At 41.9% G+C, this 16,519-nt stretch carries 17 protein-coding genes; 1 reads left to right on the top strand and 16 read right to left on the bottom strand.

The features are described from left to right. Position 1: 1 nt before the first annotated feature. The 3 genes from B4Q04_RS09180 to B4Q04_RS09170 form a co-directional block, all read right to left on the bottom strand. Entirely contained in the window at positions 2–1,519 is a 1,518-nt protein-coding gene (locus tag B4Q04_RS09180) for a sugar ABC transporter ATP-binding protein (RefSeq protein ID WP_046288110.1), read from the bottom strand. A gap of 18 nt (positions 1,520–1,537) precedes the next feature. Then, entirely contained in the window at positions 1,538–2,599 is a 1,062-nt protein-coding gene (locus tag B4Q04_RS09175) for a substrate-binding domain-containing protein (protein WP_013995583.1), read from the bottom strand. Positions 2,600–2,728: 129 nt separating this feature from the next. Next, positions 2,729–3,604, bottom strand: a complete 876-nt coding sequence (locus tag B4Q04_RS09170) for a hypothetical protein (RefSeq protein ID WP_201723387.1) — start codon at positions 3,602–3,604, stop codon at positions 2,729–2,731. A 266-nt stretch (positions 3,605–3,870) separates the two neighbouring features. Between B4Q04_RS09170 and B4Q04_RS09165 the strand changes: the two genes are divergently transcribed. Next, positions 3,871–4,602, top strand: coding sequence for an NUDIX hydrolase (locus tag B4Q04_RS09165; RefSeq protein ID WP_013995581.1), 732 nt, complete (start codon positions 3,871–3,873; stop codon positions 4,600–4,602). 28 nt (positions 4,603–4,630) lie between these two features. On the opposite strand, the gene B4Q04_RS09160 is transcribed toward B4Q04_RS09165, so the two are convergent. The 13 genes from B4Q04_RS09160 to B4Q04_RS09100 all read right to left on the bottom strand — a co-directional run bounded on the left by B4Q04_RS09160 (position 4,631) and on the right by B4Q04_RS09100 (position 16,461). Further along, entirely contained in the window at positions 4,631–4,846 is a 216-nt protein-coding gene (locus B4Q04_RS09160) for a TfoX/Sxy family protein (RefSeq protein ID WP_161496057.1), read from the bottom strand. A gap of 120 nt (positions 4,847–4,966) precedes the next feature. Beyond that, a complete protein-coding gene (locus tag B4Q04_RS09155; RefSeq protein ID WP_088696624.1) occupies positions 4,967–6,853 on the bottom strand; it encodes a monovalent cation:proton antiporter-2 (CPA2) family protein in 1,887 nt (628 codons plus the stop codon). Beyond that, the gene (locus B4Q04_RS09150) at positions 6,850–7,455 is read right to left on the bottom strand and encodes an NAD(P)H-dependent oxidoreductase (protein ID WP_013995578.1); all 606 of its coding nucleotides are present in this window, start codon (positions 7,453–7,455) and stop codon (positions 6,850–6,852) included. The genes B4Q04_RS09155 and B4Q04_RS09150 overlap by 4 nt, the downstream gene beginning before the upstream one ends. Before the next feature lie 238 nt (positions 7,456–7,693). Beyond that, entirely contained in the window at positions 7,694–9,247 is a 1,554-nt protein-coding gene (locus B4Q04_RS09145) for a DEAD/DEAH box helicase (protein ID WP_013995576.1), read from the bottom strand. Between the two features lie 375 nt (positions 9,248–9,622). Next, positions 9,623–10,729, bottom strand: coding sequence for an L-dopachrome tautomerase-related protein (locus tag B4Q04_RS09140; RefSeq protein ID WP_088696623.1), 1,107 nt, complete (start codon positions 10,727–10,729; stop codon positions 9,623–9,625). A gap of 1 nt (position 10,730) precedes the next feature. Then, complete coding sequence (locus tag B4Q04_RS09135) at positions 10,731–11,198, bottom strand: cupin domain-containing protein (RefSeq protein ID WP_088696622.1); 468 nt, start codon at positions 11,196–11,198, stop codon at positions 10,731–10,733. Positions 11,199–11,228: 30 nt separating this feature from the next. Continuing rightward, entirely contained in the window at positions 11,229–12,236 is a 1,008-nt protein-coding gene (locus B4Q04_RS09130; RefSeq protein ID WP_088696621.1) for a zinc-binding alcohol dehydrogenase family protein, read from the bottom strand. 24 nt (positions 12,237–12,260) lie between these two features. Next, positions 12,261–12,920, bottom strand: coding sequence for an oxygen-insensitive NAD(P)H nitroreductase (gene nfsB / locus B4Q04_RS09125; RefSeq protein WP_088696620.1), 660 nt, complete (start codon positions 12,918–12,920; stop codon positions 12,261–12,263). 207 nt (positions 12,921–13,127) lie between these two features. After that, positions 13,128–13,763 carry an alpha-ketoglutarate-dependent dioxygenase AlkB family protein gene (locus tag B4Q04_RS09120; RefSeq protein WP_088696619.1) on the bottom strand — a complete coding sequence of 212 codons (636 nt, stop codon included), beginning with the start codon at positions 13,761–13,763 and terminating at the stop codon, positions 13,128–13,130. A gap of 81 nt (positions 13,764–13,844) precedes the next feature. Further along, on the bottom strand, positions 13,845–14,639 hold the full coding sequence (locus B4Q04_RS09115) for an SDR family NAD(P)-dependent oxidoreductase (protein WP_088696618.1): 795 nt from the start codon (positions 14,637–14,639) through the stop codon (positions 13,845–13,847). An 18-nt stretch (positions 14,640–14,657) separates the two neighbouring features. Next, positions 14,658–15,602, bottom strand: coding sequence for an aldo/keto reductase (locus B4Q04_RS09110; protein WP_088696617.1), 945 nt, complete (start codon positions 15,600–15,602; stop codon positions 14,658–14,660). 22 nt (positions 15,603–15,624) lie between these two features. Further along, a complete protein-coding gene (locus tag B4Q04_RS09105) occupies positions 15,625–16,098 on the bottom strand; it encodes a Dps family protein (protein WP_088696616.1) in 474 nt (157 codons plus the stop codon). A 63-nt stretch (positions 16,099–16,161) separates the two neighbouring features. Continuing rightward, positions 16,162–16,461: a putative quinol monooxygenase gene (locus B4Q04_RS09100; RefSeq protein WP_088696615.1), complete on the bottom strand. Its 300-nt coding sequence runs from the start codon at positions 16,459–16,461 to the stop codon at positions 16,162–16,164. Positions 16,462–16,519: the final 58 nt, after the last annotated feature.

Genomic DNA, 16,519 nt, shown 5'->3' with positions numbered 1-16,519 from the left:
GTTAATTTTTTAGTGGTTTTCCAATTGCGTAACGAAGTATGTTTTCTTCGGAAAATTTTTCTTTGGGCAGTTCCCCATAGATCGTTCCTTTGTACATCACCAGAATTCTATCGGCAATACCCATTATTTCGGGCATATCCGATGAGATGACCACAACGCCGACGCCTCTTTTGGCCACTTCGTTGATCAGGTTGTAGATTTCTACTTTTGCGCCAACATCGACACCTCGGGTAGGCTCATCTATGATGATTACCTTACTGTCTATACTCAGCCACTTGGCCAAGGCCACTTTTTGTTGGTTACCCCCACTTAGGTTTTCGACCGGTACCCCAGAGCTAGGCGTTTTGATGTTGAGTTTTTCTATCAGCTCCTGGACCTTGGCGTATTCTTTTTCGACATTGATAAAGCCGAACCGGTTTGAAATGGACTTAAAATTGGTCACACTGATGTTCTTTCGGATGGACAGGGGTAAGAACACGCCCTCTTCCTTTCTGTCTTCACAGACCAGGCCTATTTCTTGCTTCACTGCATCGGCAGGGGATTTGGTTTGAATTTCCTTTCCGTTCAAGAAAATGCTTCCCGATTTCTTTTTATCCGCTCCGAAGATCAATTTTGCGGTTTCTGTCCTTCCGCTTCCCCCTAGTCCCGCAATACCTAGTACTTCACCAGGCTTTACGGAAAAGGAAACATTGTGTACTAGGGTGTTTTTTGCCGTCAAATCCTTGACCTCAAAAATGGCTTCGTTCCCTACCTTTATGTTCCTTGGCGGGAACATATCTTTCAATTCCCTACCGATCATCAATCGAATTACGGCATCGGCATCGGTTTCGGAAACGGGCATACTCCCCGTATCTACACCATCCTTAAGCACGGTTACGGTGTCGGCTATTTTGAAAATCTCCTCTAGGTGATGCGAAATGTAAATGATGGAAATACCCCGCTCCCTAAGTTTGAACAAATTGTCAAATAGTTTTTGGGTGTCGGTGGGGTCAAATACCGTAGTGGGCTCATCTAAAACCAAAACCTTGGTGTCTTCCGAAATCGCCTTGGCAATCTCTACCACTTGTTTTTGTACAATACTCAGGTTCCTTACCGTGGCCGAGGCATCGATATCAAAACCTAAGGAGTTGATCAATTCTTGGGCATCCTTGGTTATTTCCTTCCAGTTCATCCAAAACTTACTGGCCCCCAACTTATGCAGGTATATGTTTTCCGCTACGGAGAGGTCATTGATCAATGATAGTTCTTGGTATACTACGCTAATACCCATGACCCGGCCTTCATGGGTGTTTTTAGGATGTATTTCCTCTCCATTGAGCAATACGCGACCGGTATCCCTTTGGTGTACCCCGCTTAGTATTTTCATCAAAGTGGATTTCCCCGCTCCGTTTTCGCCAAGTAGGGCATGGATTTCACCATGCTTTACCCTTAAATTGACATCCTTCAGCACTGAAACGATTCCGAAACTTTTTGATATTCCGGTCATTTCAAGTCTATACTCGCTTTTTGTATTTTGCATATCGTCCATTATAAGGGGTTAAAACAATGCATCTGGATTGTAATACTGAGCAGCGTTTTCTTTGGTGATAAGCAAAGGGGCGGTAAACGATGTTTTAGAAAAATCCCGCTTACCGTTCATATATTGAATCGCATAAGTGACGGCGTTTTTACCTATCTGAACCGGACTGTTCATAGCGGTACAGCCATAGAAATCGGTATCCATGATGTACTTAATGGCCTCTTTTTGTCCGTCGGCACCCGCGACAATCAGGATGTCATCCGTTTTTCCTGCCTGGGCAATGGCTTTTATGGCACCGAGGACACAAACATCGGACTCGGTAATAACCACATTGATGTCTGGGTGGGCCACTAAAATATCTTCCATGGCCTTTAGTCCTCCAGCATAAGACCATTCCGTATACATTTGGGTTTTAACGTTCAAATCGATGTAGCCCAAACTTCTTAGCTGTTCTTCGGCTATCCCCTGTAAGAGTCCTTGTTTTCGGGTTCTTCCGACCGGATTCCCCGCATTGCCGCTAAGTAGGGCAATGTTCATTTTTTTACTCCCGAATTTTTTGGCCAACCACTCTCCCGCAAGGGCACCGTTGGCCAAATTATTGGACTGTATCGTAGTCACATATTCGGCGGAAGGGTCGATTGAGCTATCGATTATAAAAACGGGGATGCCAGCGGCCTTGGCCAATTTGGTGACCCCTACCAAGGCATCGGGGTCTTTAGGGTTCAAGAGCAAGGCGTCTACCCCCTTTGTAATCAAATCTTCCACGGCCGATACCTGTTTGCTGATATCGTCTTGCCCGTCGGCGGACAAAAAGGTCATTCCGTTTTTTTCCGTGGTTTCTTGAATGCTTTTTAACAAGGCCTGATAATAAGGCGCATTTAAAGTGGGGCTGCAATAGCCAATGGTTTTTCCTGAAAGATCGATGGCACTTTCTATCAGTCCATCTTCGTTCAATTCACCCTTTTGGGTGTTATCGGACTTTTCAATGGGTTCGGCACACCCTAAGGCGTTAAGTAAAATGGTAGATACCACAAATAACCTTAGCAGGTGTTTTACGGGCAGATGTTTGTTGAGTTTCATTTGGATTTTAGTTTTCGTTGAGTAAACTACCTCGGGGCAAGCCCGCGAGGGATTAACAGGAATACACCTTGATTATGAGGCAAGCCTCGGAGTATTTAATCTCGATTATCGAGTGAAATTTTTTGATAGCTATAGGATCATAATGTCCAATTGTAAAACGGTTAGTTCCTTTTCTGGATTCCACATGGCCATTACTTCAATGGGCAGTGCATACGAGCCAAAGGCAAGGCTTCTAGTAAAGGTAGCCCCTACATTTATGATATTGCCCGAATTTGTAGTGTAAAATGTCTTGTTGGTAAGGAAAGACCATGCCCCACCGGCAAAAAGCGATAAAGAGGAGGTTTTGTTTTTCCAAACCTTACCGCTCACTTCAAAATAGTGGGTCCACGAGTTCTTTAACCTTCCGTTATCCTGCAGTTCGTAATCTCCCGACCCCCCGTTGATAATGGTCGCAAAATACAATAGGGTATTCGGGGTCGGGTGGTAACCCAAGCTTAGGTCTACGAAATTGTAACCTTGGGTTTTGTCATAACCCCAATAGTGCAGGTCATCGCCCCTCTCCTCTACTCCCGTATAGTTGTTATGCGATACCGCTTCAACAAAAAACGAATCGGAAAAACGATATTTTGAATAAATCGAAACCTCCTTGTAATAGGCGGGTACATTTTCTTCGGTATCGCTATTGACTACGTCGACCGTTGAAAAACTGGCACCTCCCCAAAAACCGAAAGTAAATTTTGTGTTTTCGGAGTTGTACTCGATATGGCTCGCCAATACCGCGCCCGGATGAACCACGGACCCATGCCAGGTATGCATATTTTTTAAATGCGCCCCGATACGGAACGGCCTATATTCAACTTCCTTTACTTCTTCCTGTGCGGAAGTTGAATTGAGCACTCCAAGAAAAAAACAGCTATACAAACATAAATCCTGAAAATAGCTTCTTTGTTTTTTAGAAGGTAGATCCGTACGATACTTCTGTATTGGGGTTTTGGTTTTTTTCAAGATCACAGTTTTAATTTGCTTTAAAACTAACAAACGTCATTTGTACGTTTAATTTTTCAAATGTAAATAAATAGATTTATAATATCCTAATATTTTATCAAAAAAACTTGCAAACTATCATTTTATCAGTATGTTATGAGGAATTTTGTACGCATTTGATAAAACGAATAGGTGTTATTTTATAGCGTATGAAGTACGTTTATACTTAATTTTATTATATTCACCTCAAATATTGTAAATCTCTATTTTCGTAATACAACTTACTTATGGAACCCGAAAAAATATTGAATATATCCGTTGATTGTGTCGTTTTTGGATATGATATAAACACTAAATCCTTAAATGTTTTATTGATCAAACGATTTTTGGAAAGGGAAGAAGAGGTCTTGGTAAACGATTATGTGCTGACGGGTTATCACGTTTATCAAAAGGAAACCCTTGATGAAACGGCAACGAGGGTTTTAAAGGAATTGACCGGTTTGACCGACCAGTACAAAAAGCAGTTTAAGGCCTTTGGAAATCCGGATCGATTAACGAACGAGAAAGACCTTATCTGGATTCGGAATGAAGGATTCAATTCAAGAACCATCACTATTGCGTATTACTTTTTATTGAAAACGGACGATGTTGACTTAAAGAACAATAAGTACCAGGCCAAATGGTTTCCCGTCAACGATTTGCCCGAACTCGGATTTGACCACGAAAAGATCATATTGGAGGCTTATGAAGATCTTAAGACAAAATGCTTATCGGAGCCCATTATTTTTAAGCTCCTTCCTGATAAGTTTACCATAAATGAAGTTCAGGACCTCTACCAATCTATATTGGGAATAGAAATCGATAATAGAAATTTCAGGAGGAAACTAATTAAGAAAAAATACATTATAGCCCTAGATGAAAAACAAGTTGGGGTATCAAAAAGACCTGCCCAGCTTTATATGTTCAGCTTAGATCTGTACGAAAAGATGTTTAAGAAAAATTACCTGATAAATATTTGATTTCTAAGACTTGTATCCTTTTGGGATTTTAGAGCTTTTGAACCTGTATTTGGTACGATTCCTTTGCCCAAGACACAAAATCGCTTGCATTTTCGAAGACCGAACCAGGTACGGTATAGTATGAAGGCAATGGGGTGTTGGTTTTAAATACGGTAATGGGGGCTTCTCCCGCTGCTATATATTTTGACTGGTTACTAAGATCGACTTTTAGGGCTACCGAATCGTTATAGACCAGACCGAACATTAGGCCTTCGTAAAATAAGCCACACCTCCGAACATTTTTTTGGTATAGACGCCTTCCCATTGGGCCAACTGGTCTAAAACATAGGCTAAGAAACCTTCGGTTACCTTCATGGGAAAAACATTATGTCTCTGGGTTTTCTAGGGCCATCCTGATCTGTTCACTATCCCAGTGGCTATCGAACTCGACAATCCCACGTTTGAAGTCCTGTTCCAATAATTTTTCTTGTTGTTCGAGTTCTTTCCGCGCCTTAAAAATATAATTATCGTCCCCTATTTGACCTTCTTTGGCCAGACGCCTAAGGCTGTCTTCATCGTATTTGATAAAGTTCTGCACTTGGCGCTGTAAGGTGTATTTTCTAAAGCCCATTTGACTAAGGACTTCACTCGCCAGTTTAAGGGAAGTTTCCAATGATTCCCTGTAAATATGGTCTATTTCCATATTTAGAAACTCGTAGGCTACGTACCTGTTTTTGGCACGGACCATGATTTTAACCTGTGGATATTTGTCCTTAACCGTCTTGGCCAATTGCTTGATGACATCGGGGTTGTCCATGGCACAAATTAGAATATTGGCCTCGGCTATTCCCGCAGATTCCAGTAGGTCGGTTCTAGTGGCATCGCCATAATAGACCTCAAAACCCATTTTGCGCAAAAAATCGACACGATTGGAGTCGTGGTCCAAGATGGTGGCCTCTACGCCATGGGTGCGCAGAAATCGGCCCACAGTGCTTCCAAAATGTCCGAAACCCACCAAAATTACTTTTTGCGACTTGGCTATGTGGTCCATGGGCCTTTTTATGGATTCCTTGGTGCCCAAACGGGGCAAAAGCAGACGTTCGTTTACCATGCCAATGATCGGGGTAAAGGTCATGGTCAATGCCGTAACCACCAGCATCATGTCCAATTGATCCTGTTCCAAAATGTTCAATTGAAATGCGAACGACAACAGTACAAAGGCGAACTCCCCTATTTGTGCGAGTCCGAAAGTCAACAGTAATTTCTGGTTTAATTTTAATTTGAATACCGAGCCCGTAATAAAGAGCGCCAAGGCTTTTAGCACTATAACGGCGAGTAAAATGCCCCCAACGGTTAATGGGCTGTTCGCAATTACGATAAAATTGATGGAAGCGCCTACGGCCATAAAGAACAGACCTAATAGCAAGTTTTTAAACGGTTCAAGGGTGCTTTCCAATTCGTGTTTGAATTCACTATTCGACAAGACTACACCGCCAAGGAAGGCCCCTAGGGCAGGACTCAATCCGACCAGTTCCATTAAAAAGGAAATTCCGAAAACAATAAGCAGGGCGGCGGCAATCAATAGTTCCCTGACCCCTGTCTTGGCCACTTTTCGCAACATTGGTACTATAAGGTACTTCCCTGCGACCACAATGGCCACTACCGACACCAAAATCGCCAGGGTCTGTAGACCTAGGGGGAGATTTTGAAGCAAATTGGCGTGTTCGCTACTGTGTTCAACAGTGGGCTTATCCGTATTGGCCAACAAAGGCAAGGCGCCGAGCATGAAAATCACAATGATATCCTGGAACAGCAATATGGAGAATGAAGATTGTCCAAAATTGGTATTCAACAAGCCTTTTTCTTTTATGGTCTGCAGGGCAATGGCCGTGGAAGACAAGGCGGTGGCCATAGCCAATGTCAAGGCAACGGTTTTGTTAAACCCAAATAGAATAAAAAGGAAATACGAAAGCAGCATGGTGGCCGCTACCTGAAGCCCTCCCATACCGACTATGGTTTTTCGCATTTTCCAGAAATTCTTAGGTTCAATTTCCAGACCGATCAAGAACAACATCATCACCACGCCAAATTCGGCAAAGTGAAGAATGTCTTCCCCTTCGTTACCGATAAATCCCAATACATAGGGGCCGATCAATACCCCGGCCAACAAATAGCCCAATACCGAACTTAGCCCCAGTCGTTTGGCGATAGAAACACAAATAATAGCGCCCAATAAAAAGACTATGGCTTCAAAAAGAATACTTCCTGTCATATCTTATCTGTTGTTTGTAATTGGGGAATATCGTTTATAAAGGAAAAGCCGCGAACATCGGCCCGCTTTAGATTTTGTTGCAATACATCCAATAACCGATCGTATTGCTCGGCGTAGGCGTGCAACTCTTCAATTGGTATTCTATGTGTGCCCATAACCGCAAAAGGTGGTAGATACTGCATACCGCACAAATTAGCCGTTTGTTCAAAAGGTCGCAAGAACTCGGTTACCGAATAACTATTGCTTCCTTGTGAGCAGTAAAGTTCCCTGCTGCCTCCGGTAGTGATAACGTTTAAGCATTTCTTAGACTGTAGGGCCGTGCCATTTGGTCCGTAGGCCCACCCGAACTCCAAGACCACATCTATCCATTGTTTCATTAAAGGTGGGCAGCTGTACCAGTAAAATGGGTGATGGAAGATAATTATATCGTGCGCACTCATGAGCGCTTTTTCGGCATCTACATCTATATTGAAGTCGGGGTAACGTTCATATAGGTCGTGAAACGTTACCCCCTCTTTATCTTTAATCTTATCGACTAGAATGACATTCGCCCTAGATTTTTCAAACTTAGGGTGAGAAAATAGAACCAATATATTTTTCATATTGCGAATTTAGTCGAAAGTACTTTGCGAAAATTCGATCTTATTTTCTTTTTATGAAAAATATATTCCCATAATCTATTCTAATGGAATATTATATTATCGCTCAATGCAAGCAACTCTTCAATTTTGGCCTTGTCGTAAGCATCGGCCCAAATTAGAGTATCATTGTACATGTACCCTATTTTAAGGAGGGTTAGATGCGCCAAAAAACACGTTATTTTTAGATGATAGGACTTGATTAATCTTCTGGTGGATGGCCGTGAATTTGTTCAAAGACGGCATCAAAATTTTCTCTAAGATAGGCGTTGAGCTTTTTTTGGTAATCCAGTTTTAGCCAACTTATAAAATTATAGGTGCTTTTACTGATACACTTGCCATAGACTTGTATCCTATTGTCAATGTCTTCTTTAAGTAACTTTGCCAATGCAAGGGCATCATATACATCTTCGCTATTTTCTATACAGATATAGGCATGTTGTTCAATGGATTTTTCCAACACCACTTTAGACGATTCCCCGGAAAAAGTGGCTTCCTTGTAAATGGCATTAATATCTAGATAAGTCTCTTTAGATTTTGAAAATTCTGATCGAATGTCCTCGGCCAACTCATGTTTAAAGGTACTTTCAATAGCTTCATCGTCCTTGATACGGTCTATGTAGAAATTAGGTGATTTAAAAATGGCCTCCCAGTCTAAATCTGCACCCCAAGGACCAAAACGATAGATATTGTTACCAAGATCGATAACGGTAAATTTAGATTTGTTGTTCAAGACCCTAGACCCCCTACCAATCATTTGGTAGTACAAGGTCAAGGATTTTGTGGCCCGGTTTAGTATTATGGTATCTATAGTGGGTTCATCAAAACCAGTCGTCAAAATACTTACCGATGTAAGTATCGCGTCGGGAGTTTCATGAAACCACTTTAAAATATGTTTTCGTTGTTTTTTGGTAGCGGTATTGTCTAAATGCATAATGGGCAAGCCCGCACTGTTAAAGGTGTGGTATACCTGGATAGAGGTTTCTATACCGTTGTTGAATATCAGCGTTTTTTTGCCCTTGGAATGGGTCGTATAAGCTTCCAGTAATTTATTTAACATGGACGGACTCGTATAGAGGTCCGAAGAAGATTTAACCGTATAATCCCCATTGGAACCTACCTCCAAAGAAGTCAACCCCATATCATACTGGTAGGTTTCGGCCCTGGCCAAAAAATCATTTTTAATTAAATTTTCTATGGATTCCCCAGGAATCAACTCATCGTAGTTGCGGTTCATGGGTAAGTCCTTATTGGAACTTAAGGGGGTAGCGGTAACCCCAAGGATAAAGGAGTTTTCGAAAAATTTAAACAGTTTTGTAAAGGAATTGTAATGGGCCTCATCTATAATGACCAAACCAACGTCAGAGATATCCAATATGCCGTCGTTAAGCCTGTTGTTCAATGTTTCTACCATGGCCACATAGCAACTGTAGCGTTCATGGTCATCTAAATTGGCTTTGCTATCGACAACTTTATTGACCACTCCAAAACTGGTGAGCATTTTGGAAGTCTGGTTGCAGAGCTCTACTCGGTGTGTCATGACCAAGACCTTTTTCGAGTGGTTTTTGAGGTATTGCCGGACTATTTCGGAAAAAATTACGGTCTTTCCGCCACCAGTGGGTAATTGATATAACAGGTGGTAGTCATCTCTTTCATTATCGAACTTTTCAAATATTTGATTAATAGCACCTTGCTGGTAGCTGTAAAGTTCTTTGTCCGTTTTCTTTTCTTGTAGTTCAAATTGAGTCTCTGGCATGTTATCTTTTTCTGTAGCCTGCAAAGGTAATACCTTCAATAAGTTATTACTAATCTATTGAAAGGCTTTCCGGAATAATTCCTCTCGATTTTCATAAATGATATCCATTGCGGGGAATTTATCGTATCGCTCTCAGGAAGTTACCCACAATAACATACGTTTCCTCGCTAGTTGGCCTATTGCATCGGATGACCTTATCTAAAACAGAAGAAGCCACAATATGTTGTGGCTTCTTCCTTATACTGATCCGATGACAACCGAATGGATGCTATCTACCCATATTTCTAAATAATCCTTTGTTTTTTTCTTCAATGGGAAGCTGTTTACACTTCCTTTAGGTAGAACATTTTTTAGTCACTATTGGAGCGTGTGAATTTATCGAAAAGAAACCCCTTCTTCAATTGGTTTAAACCTGAAAATGTAAAACGGTTTTGTTGATTTGTCCTTCCCGTCGTTAAATACGGCCCCATGGTTTACCTGGGCGGCCGAGACATACATGTAACCATCGGTATGGTTATAACTCACGCCATCGGGCCATACCAGATTATCGTCCTTTATCATCGTATGGACACTTCGGTCTTTTGCGAGAACCACAGCGACACTCTTGGTTTCCAAAGCGGTTAAATAGAGATTGCCCTCTTTGTCAATCGACATTCCCCCATTGTTGGGTTTTTCGGAATAGGTTTCAATTTTTTGGTCCAACTCGGCCTCAGTTAAGGTTTCGTCTATCAAATCCAAGGTTTTGACCCTGTAGATTTTGGTTCCGTTCAAAGGTCCGTAATAGACATATTCAAAATTAGCATCGGCAGTAATTCCGTCATTTCCGATCAGCAAGTCCTTTCCATTTACTGCCAGATGCTTGCCATTGATTACGGTAGGAGTATTTTCAGGTTTCGTAGTGCGGGTACCTTCTAAAACACGACGCGTTTTGCCTGTTTTCATATCTACGATGATAAAAGCTGCCTTGCTCCCATCTCCCCCATTGCCAATGCCTTCATCGGCGATGATAAAATAGCCGTGTTTGGTATCGACCACCATATCGTTGGGCTGTGATATTGCCGGCACTGCCGATTTTGGCAAGTAATAAATACGTTCTAATTTATCGGTTTTTGTATTCCAACCCACGATTTTAGGCGTAACATCGTTGCGTTGGGCCATATCGAGCATCCAGATAATCCCGTTTTCATCATTACGGATACCCAAAACATTGCTCAGGTAATTGTCGTCGGTATCCCTAGGGGTGTTCCATTCCAAATTGGGAAATGGCGTAGTTGTGTTCGTTTCTTTATCAAACTTGACCACTCGAATTTCCGGGGCAAAAAATGGATGGTGACTGTATACCAAACCCCCTTCGTTGGTAAAGGCAATATTCCCGACAGCTTGATCTACGGTCGCAAAAACTTCCGCCCTGGCCAATGGTTTTTGGGCATTTATAGTCATGGCCGATAGAATTATACTTAGTGCGATTATTTGCTTTTTCATCTTATTCGCTCTTTTTTAAATAATCCGGTAATTCTTTGCTCAACCAATCTTCACGAACAGGAACGTGCACATCTAAGTCTACCGTTTTTTCCAAGGCCCAAAATTCATGCGGTACGTTTTCAGGGAATACAATGACCTCTCCGCCCGAAACAATTACAAACTCTTCTTTGCCATCGACCAGGGTCTTGATTTTTACCTTTCCGGACATGATATAGGTAATCTGCTCGTTCGGATGTTGGTGCCAAGGAATATGTGCGCCTTCTTCCAAATCGAAAATGGTCATTTGTCCTTTTTCGCCGTGAAACCACTTGCGTTTTATTCCCTCTCCAATGGTTTCCGATGCCATTTCATCAAAATTGAAATGCTGCACTTTTGAGGTGGCTATGGAATCTATTGTTGTTACCTGTGCATTGGCCGTAGTTCCAGCGTATAGTGCTGCTATAACCAATATTTTAAAAGTAGTTTTCATTTTCTATTTAAATTATTTGACTCATGGTGTCTAAAATCCTTCCAAAACAATCTTTCCTTTTGCTTTTCCCGTTTCCAAAAAAGCGTGGGCTTTACGGAGGTTTTCGGCATTTATGGTTCCGAAGTGCTCACCTAAAGTGGTTCGGATGGTTCCGTTGTCTATCAATTCAGAAACTTCGTTCAAGATGTTATGCTGCTCGATCATATCCTCTGTCTGGAACATAGAGCGCGTAAACATCAATTCGATATGCGTAGAAACCGCTTTTCCTTTAAAAGGCATTACGTTCAACGATTTTGGGTCGTCTATAAACCCGAATTTACCTTGGGGTTTGATCAACTTGGCAATTTCCTCCACATGTTGTTCCGTTGCGTTTAGGCTCACTACATATTCGGGAGCCGGCAAATCATATTTTTCAAACTCCTCGCTTAATTTATTCCTGTGGTTGATAACCGTATCTGCGCCTAATTCCTTTAACCAGGCCGTAGTTTCTTCACGGGAAGCAGTAGCAATGATATTCAGTTGGGTCAGTTTCTTGGCCAATTGCACCAAAATCGAACCCACTCCACCGGCGGCACCTATGACTAAAATGGACTTACTAGCATCGTTTTTGGCGACTTCCAATCTATCGAACAACATTTCCCAGGCCGTAAGTGAAGTCAAGGGTAAGGCAGCTGCTTCCGCATAAGACAAGCTCGCTGGTTTTTTGCCCACGATGCGTTCATCTACAATTTGGTACTCCGCATAACTACCTTGACGGGTAAAATCGCCGGCATACCACACTTCATCCCCTACATTAAAAAGGGTAACATCCTCTCCTACTTCTTTAACAACACCGGTAGCATCCCAACCGATAACCTTCCAATCATCGCCCTCAACAGGCATTCCGCCCCGTACTTTATAATCCGCCGGGTTTACGGAAATGGCTTTTATTTCAACTAAAATGTCTTTTCCTGTAGCTTTTGGAGTTTCTAATTTTATGTCCTGTAAAGAATTTACGTTCTCAATTGGTAAATTCTCTTTGTATCCTATTGCTTTCATCTTGGTTTCGTATTTTGAATGAATTTATATCACCGTTAAAATTTCGCTTTCGGGCAATCTGGATTTTGGTGTTTTATCCGTAGAATTGAAATCGGATTCCGCTCTATATCCTAAGGAAACGGCTACCAAAGCAGTATATCCTTTTTCCCTTAATCCGAATTCTTCATCCAAAGCCTTCACATCGATTCCTTCCATGGGCGTTGCGTCGATACCTAAACTTGCCACGCCCAATAAGAAGCTTCCTATGTTAAGGTAAACTTGTTTCTCCATCCAGTGTTGCAGGTCCTTTAGATCGTATTTATGGATACCGGCAAATGTTTTAACGGCACCTAAAAATCCATTTTTTATATCCTCGTTGGGGAATCTTCCGTTTTTGTCTTCAGTGTCGGCAATATGCTTGTAGTAGTCTTCGTCCGCATCGGTTTTTGAACAAAACAAAACCACGGCCGAGGCATTGCTTATCTTGGGTTCGTTAAAATGAAAAAATCCTTGGGTTCCTTTTGCCATGCGTGCTTTTCCTTCTTCCGTTTCGGCAATGATAAAATGCCAAGGTTGTAAGTTAACACTGGATGGACTCATCCTTAGAAGATTCTTGATTTCCGCCATATCCGCATCGGATATTTTTTTACTTGCGTCATACGCTTTGGTGGTGTACCTCCAGTTCAATATTTCTCTTAGGTTCATTTGTGTTGTTATTATATTGATTGAATATTTTATGGCAAAGATAAATAGGTGACATGCCCGAGTTGGTGTATAAAAAAAGGTGTTGTTGGTACAAAAAAAGGTTTTGGAGGGACTTGGTCATAAAATTTCCCCAATAAACAGGGTTTTTTAAGAAAAATTGGAGATATCACTCCGTTGATTATATAGTAAGCCTTTATAAGTACAAGGTTACCTTTGGGGAAGCCACCTAAATGTCAAGTTGATCCTTGGTTTGGTTTGCTTAGCGGTTTTAGGTATCTTATGCTTATAGTTTTGCTGTGTAGCCCCTTGCATCAATAAAAGGCTGCCACTCGTCAACGGAATATCAATGCGTTTTAAATCTGTTCTTGACACATGTTTTAATTGAAAGGGCCTGGTAGCCCCAAAGGTTACCGAAGCGATAGCGGTGTTCTTTCTTTGGTCTCCCTTGTAATCTTGATGCCAGTCTACGCTGTCTTTGCCATCTCTGTAATAATTCAGTAAGCAGCGTGTGAAATTAACGCTGACCTCCTGCTCTATTCGCTCTTTTATAAAAAGTAAATCTGCATTCCATAAGTGCATTTTACTTTTTGTATTCGTGTATTGAATATCCTTGCTAACATCGCCATACCAAGCGGTCAGTCGCGGGTAATTCACATTTTTACCGTGAATGGTAATTTGCTCTTGTTGCCAAGGAGTGTTTTTTAATAAGTTGTTGAATAGCCTATTGCTCTCTTCTAAACTAAAGAAATTCTCGAATAAGGTAACATCGGCTCCTGGTAGATCAAATTCCGTTTTACGGACTTCATTTGTTGAAAATAAGTCCCCCTGATTAAATAAATCCATCTCTTCCTTCCTTAAACCATTCTTATTTAAACCGAACTAGGAACCCAAATCTACCAGCAGCTTTTTATGTTACCCATTGCCTTACAGGATAGACCGGATCAATCCGCCTTCAACCCTAATCGATGCCCCATTGGTAGCCGAGGCCAATTCACTACAATAATATACAATGGTATTGGCAACTTCATCGACAGAGGCAAAGCGTCCGATCAAGGATGTTGGGCGCATGTTTTTAAAGAAATTTTCTTCAACGGCTTCCTCGGAAAGGTTATCGGCCTTGGCCAAATCTTTAATAAAACCACTTACGCCTTTTGATTTTGTCGGTCCTGGTAGAATGGAATTCACCGTAACATTGGTGCCTTTGGTCAATTCCGCCAATCCCCTGCTCACGGCCAATTGTGCGGTTTTTGTCATTCCGTAATGGATCATCTCATCGGGAATGAATACGGCCGATTCACTGGAGATAAAAATGATACGGCCCCAGTTTTTCTTCAGCATTTTCGGGAAATAATGACGAGACAAACGGATGCCGCTCATGACATTGACCTCAAAAAAACGAAACCAGTCCTCATCGGGAATATCGACAAATGCCTTAGGTTCGAAAATACCGGTGTTATTTACCAAGATGTCTACTTCGGGCACTTCCTTGAGCAGCCTGTCGATATCCTCCACTTTAGAAAAATCCGCTGCAACCCCCGAAACATTATTACTTTGGGTACTTGCCTTTAGTTTTTCTACCGCAGTGTCAACGGATTCTTGTTTTCTGCCGTTAATGATAACCGTGGCGCCTTCGTTTAAAAAACGCTCTGCTGTGGCGTAACCGATACCTGCGGTAGAGCCGCTGATAAAGGCGATTTTGTCTTTAATTCTTAAATCCATTTTCTTCTCTTTTAAAAGTTATTTGCTGGCTGTTTCAAGTAATTCCAGGTCTTCTGTATCTAAATTCAATTTAGGGGCGTCGAACAAGGTTTGCAATTGACTTTTGCTAGTGGCGCTTACAATGGGTGCCGCAACATGTGGTTGGGCCATTAACCAGGCCAGGGCCACCGTTGCCGGTTTGGTGCCGTGTTTTTCCGAAACGGTATCGAGGGCCTTGATGATTTCCAAACCTTTTGGGGTCAAGTATTGCTTTACGCTACCTCCACGAACACTTTTGTTCAAATCATCCTCAGAACGGTATTTACCGGTCAGGAATCCACTTGCCAAAGAAAAATAGGTCATTACACTTAGTCCGTATTCTTCAACAATCCCGGCATATTTGCTTTCGTACCCTTCACGCTCCACTAAGTTGTAATGCGGTTGTAAGGCCACGTATTTGGGAAGGTTGTTCGCTTCAGACACCTTAAAGGACTCAACCAATCTTTCGGGCGATAGATTGGAGGCCGCAATATGGCGTACCTTGCCTGCCTTTATGATTTCATCGTAGGCGGACAGCGTTTCTTCCACTGGGGTAACATCATCGTCAAAATGGGTGTAGTACAAGTCTATGTAGTCGGTCTGAAGGCGTTGTAGCGACTCGTCAACGGACTTTAGAATATGCTTCTTGCTAATGTCATTGGGGTGTTCCTTGGTTTCGGAACCTACTTTGGTGGCCAGCACTATTTGGTCCCTGTTGCCCCGCTCTTTCATCCATTTTCCGATAATGGTCTCCGATTGTCCGCCAACACCGTTCACCCACCAGCTGTAGGTATCCGCGGTGTCGATAAAATTAAAGCCTGCATCGGTAAAGGCATCTAAAATTTCAAAGGATTGCTTTTCGTCCAATGTCCAACCAAAGACATTGCCCCCAAAATTAATTCGTGATACTTCTAGATCTGTATTTTCTATGTTTACTTTTTTCATCTTAATCCTGTCTATAATTATGCTATTTTAAATGAGCCCTTAAGAACCACGCCGTTTTCTCGTGTTCTTCCAATAAGGCGGTGATAAAATCACTGGTTCCCAAATCTTTGTATGTGTCCGCCAAAGGAATAATAATCTCCCTGAGATGAATACAAATGTTCTCGTGGTCTTGCAGTAATTCTTTAATAAATCCGGTGGAACTATTATCGTTCTGTTCGCGTTCGGTCAAGTGCGTCAAGGCCAAAAACTCTTTTAGGGTGGCCGGGGCATAGTGTCCCAAAGAACGTATGCGTTCCGCAATGTTATCTACCCTTTCTGCCAATTCCTCGTACTGAGTCTCGAAAAATTTATGCTTGTCATAAAAATCGGGGCCTTCCACATTCCAATGTGCGTTTCTGGTTTTGGTGTACAATACGTATTCGTCCGCCAGCAGTTTGGCCAATTCATCGGCTACGGCCTGTCTGTTTTCTTCTGAAATACCGATATTCGTTTTCATGTCCCTAATATTCTATGGTGTTAAAAAAAAAACACACGCATGGGCTGCGTGTGCTGTTTGTAATCAGTTTATTATTTCTGTCATTTCGTTCAAGGTAAATTCTTCTATTTTGCCTTCGGTGACCTTTAGGTAATGAGCCAATTGTTCGTTTTTCATATGAGCCTGCCACAACTCGCGGTTTACCCATCTTTCGAAAAACAGAAAGAGATTGGGGTTTTCGTTGTCTTGGTGTAGGTCGTAACAGATATTACCTTCTTCTGCCCTCGTGCTGTCCAACAACTTGAGCAATTCGGCCTTTACAAACTCCCTGTGTCCTTCTTTTACCACAATTTTGGCGACTATGGTCAAATACGATTTTTTCATGTTGTTTTTTCTTTAGTGTTATGTGTTGTTATTAATTCGGTTTTGCCCATACCTACGG

Source organism: Zobellia sp. OII3, from assembly GCF_002211465.1.
Taxonomy (GTDB): Bacteria; Bacteroidota; Bacteroidia; order Flavobacteriales; family Flavobacteriaceae; genus Zobellia; species Zobellia galactanivorans.
This window is presented reverse-complemented; position numbering and strand designations above follow the sequence as displayed.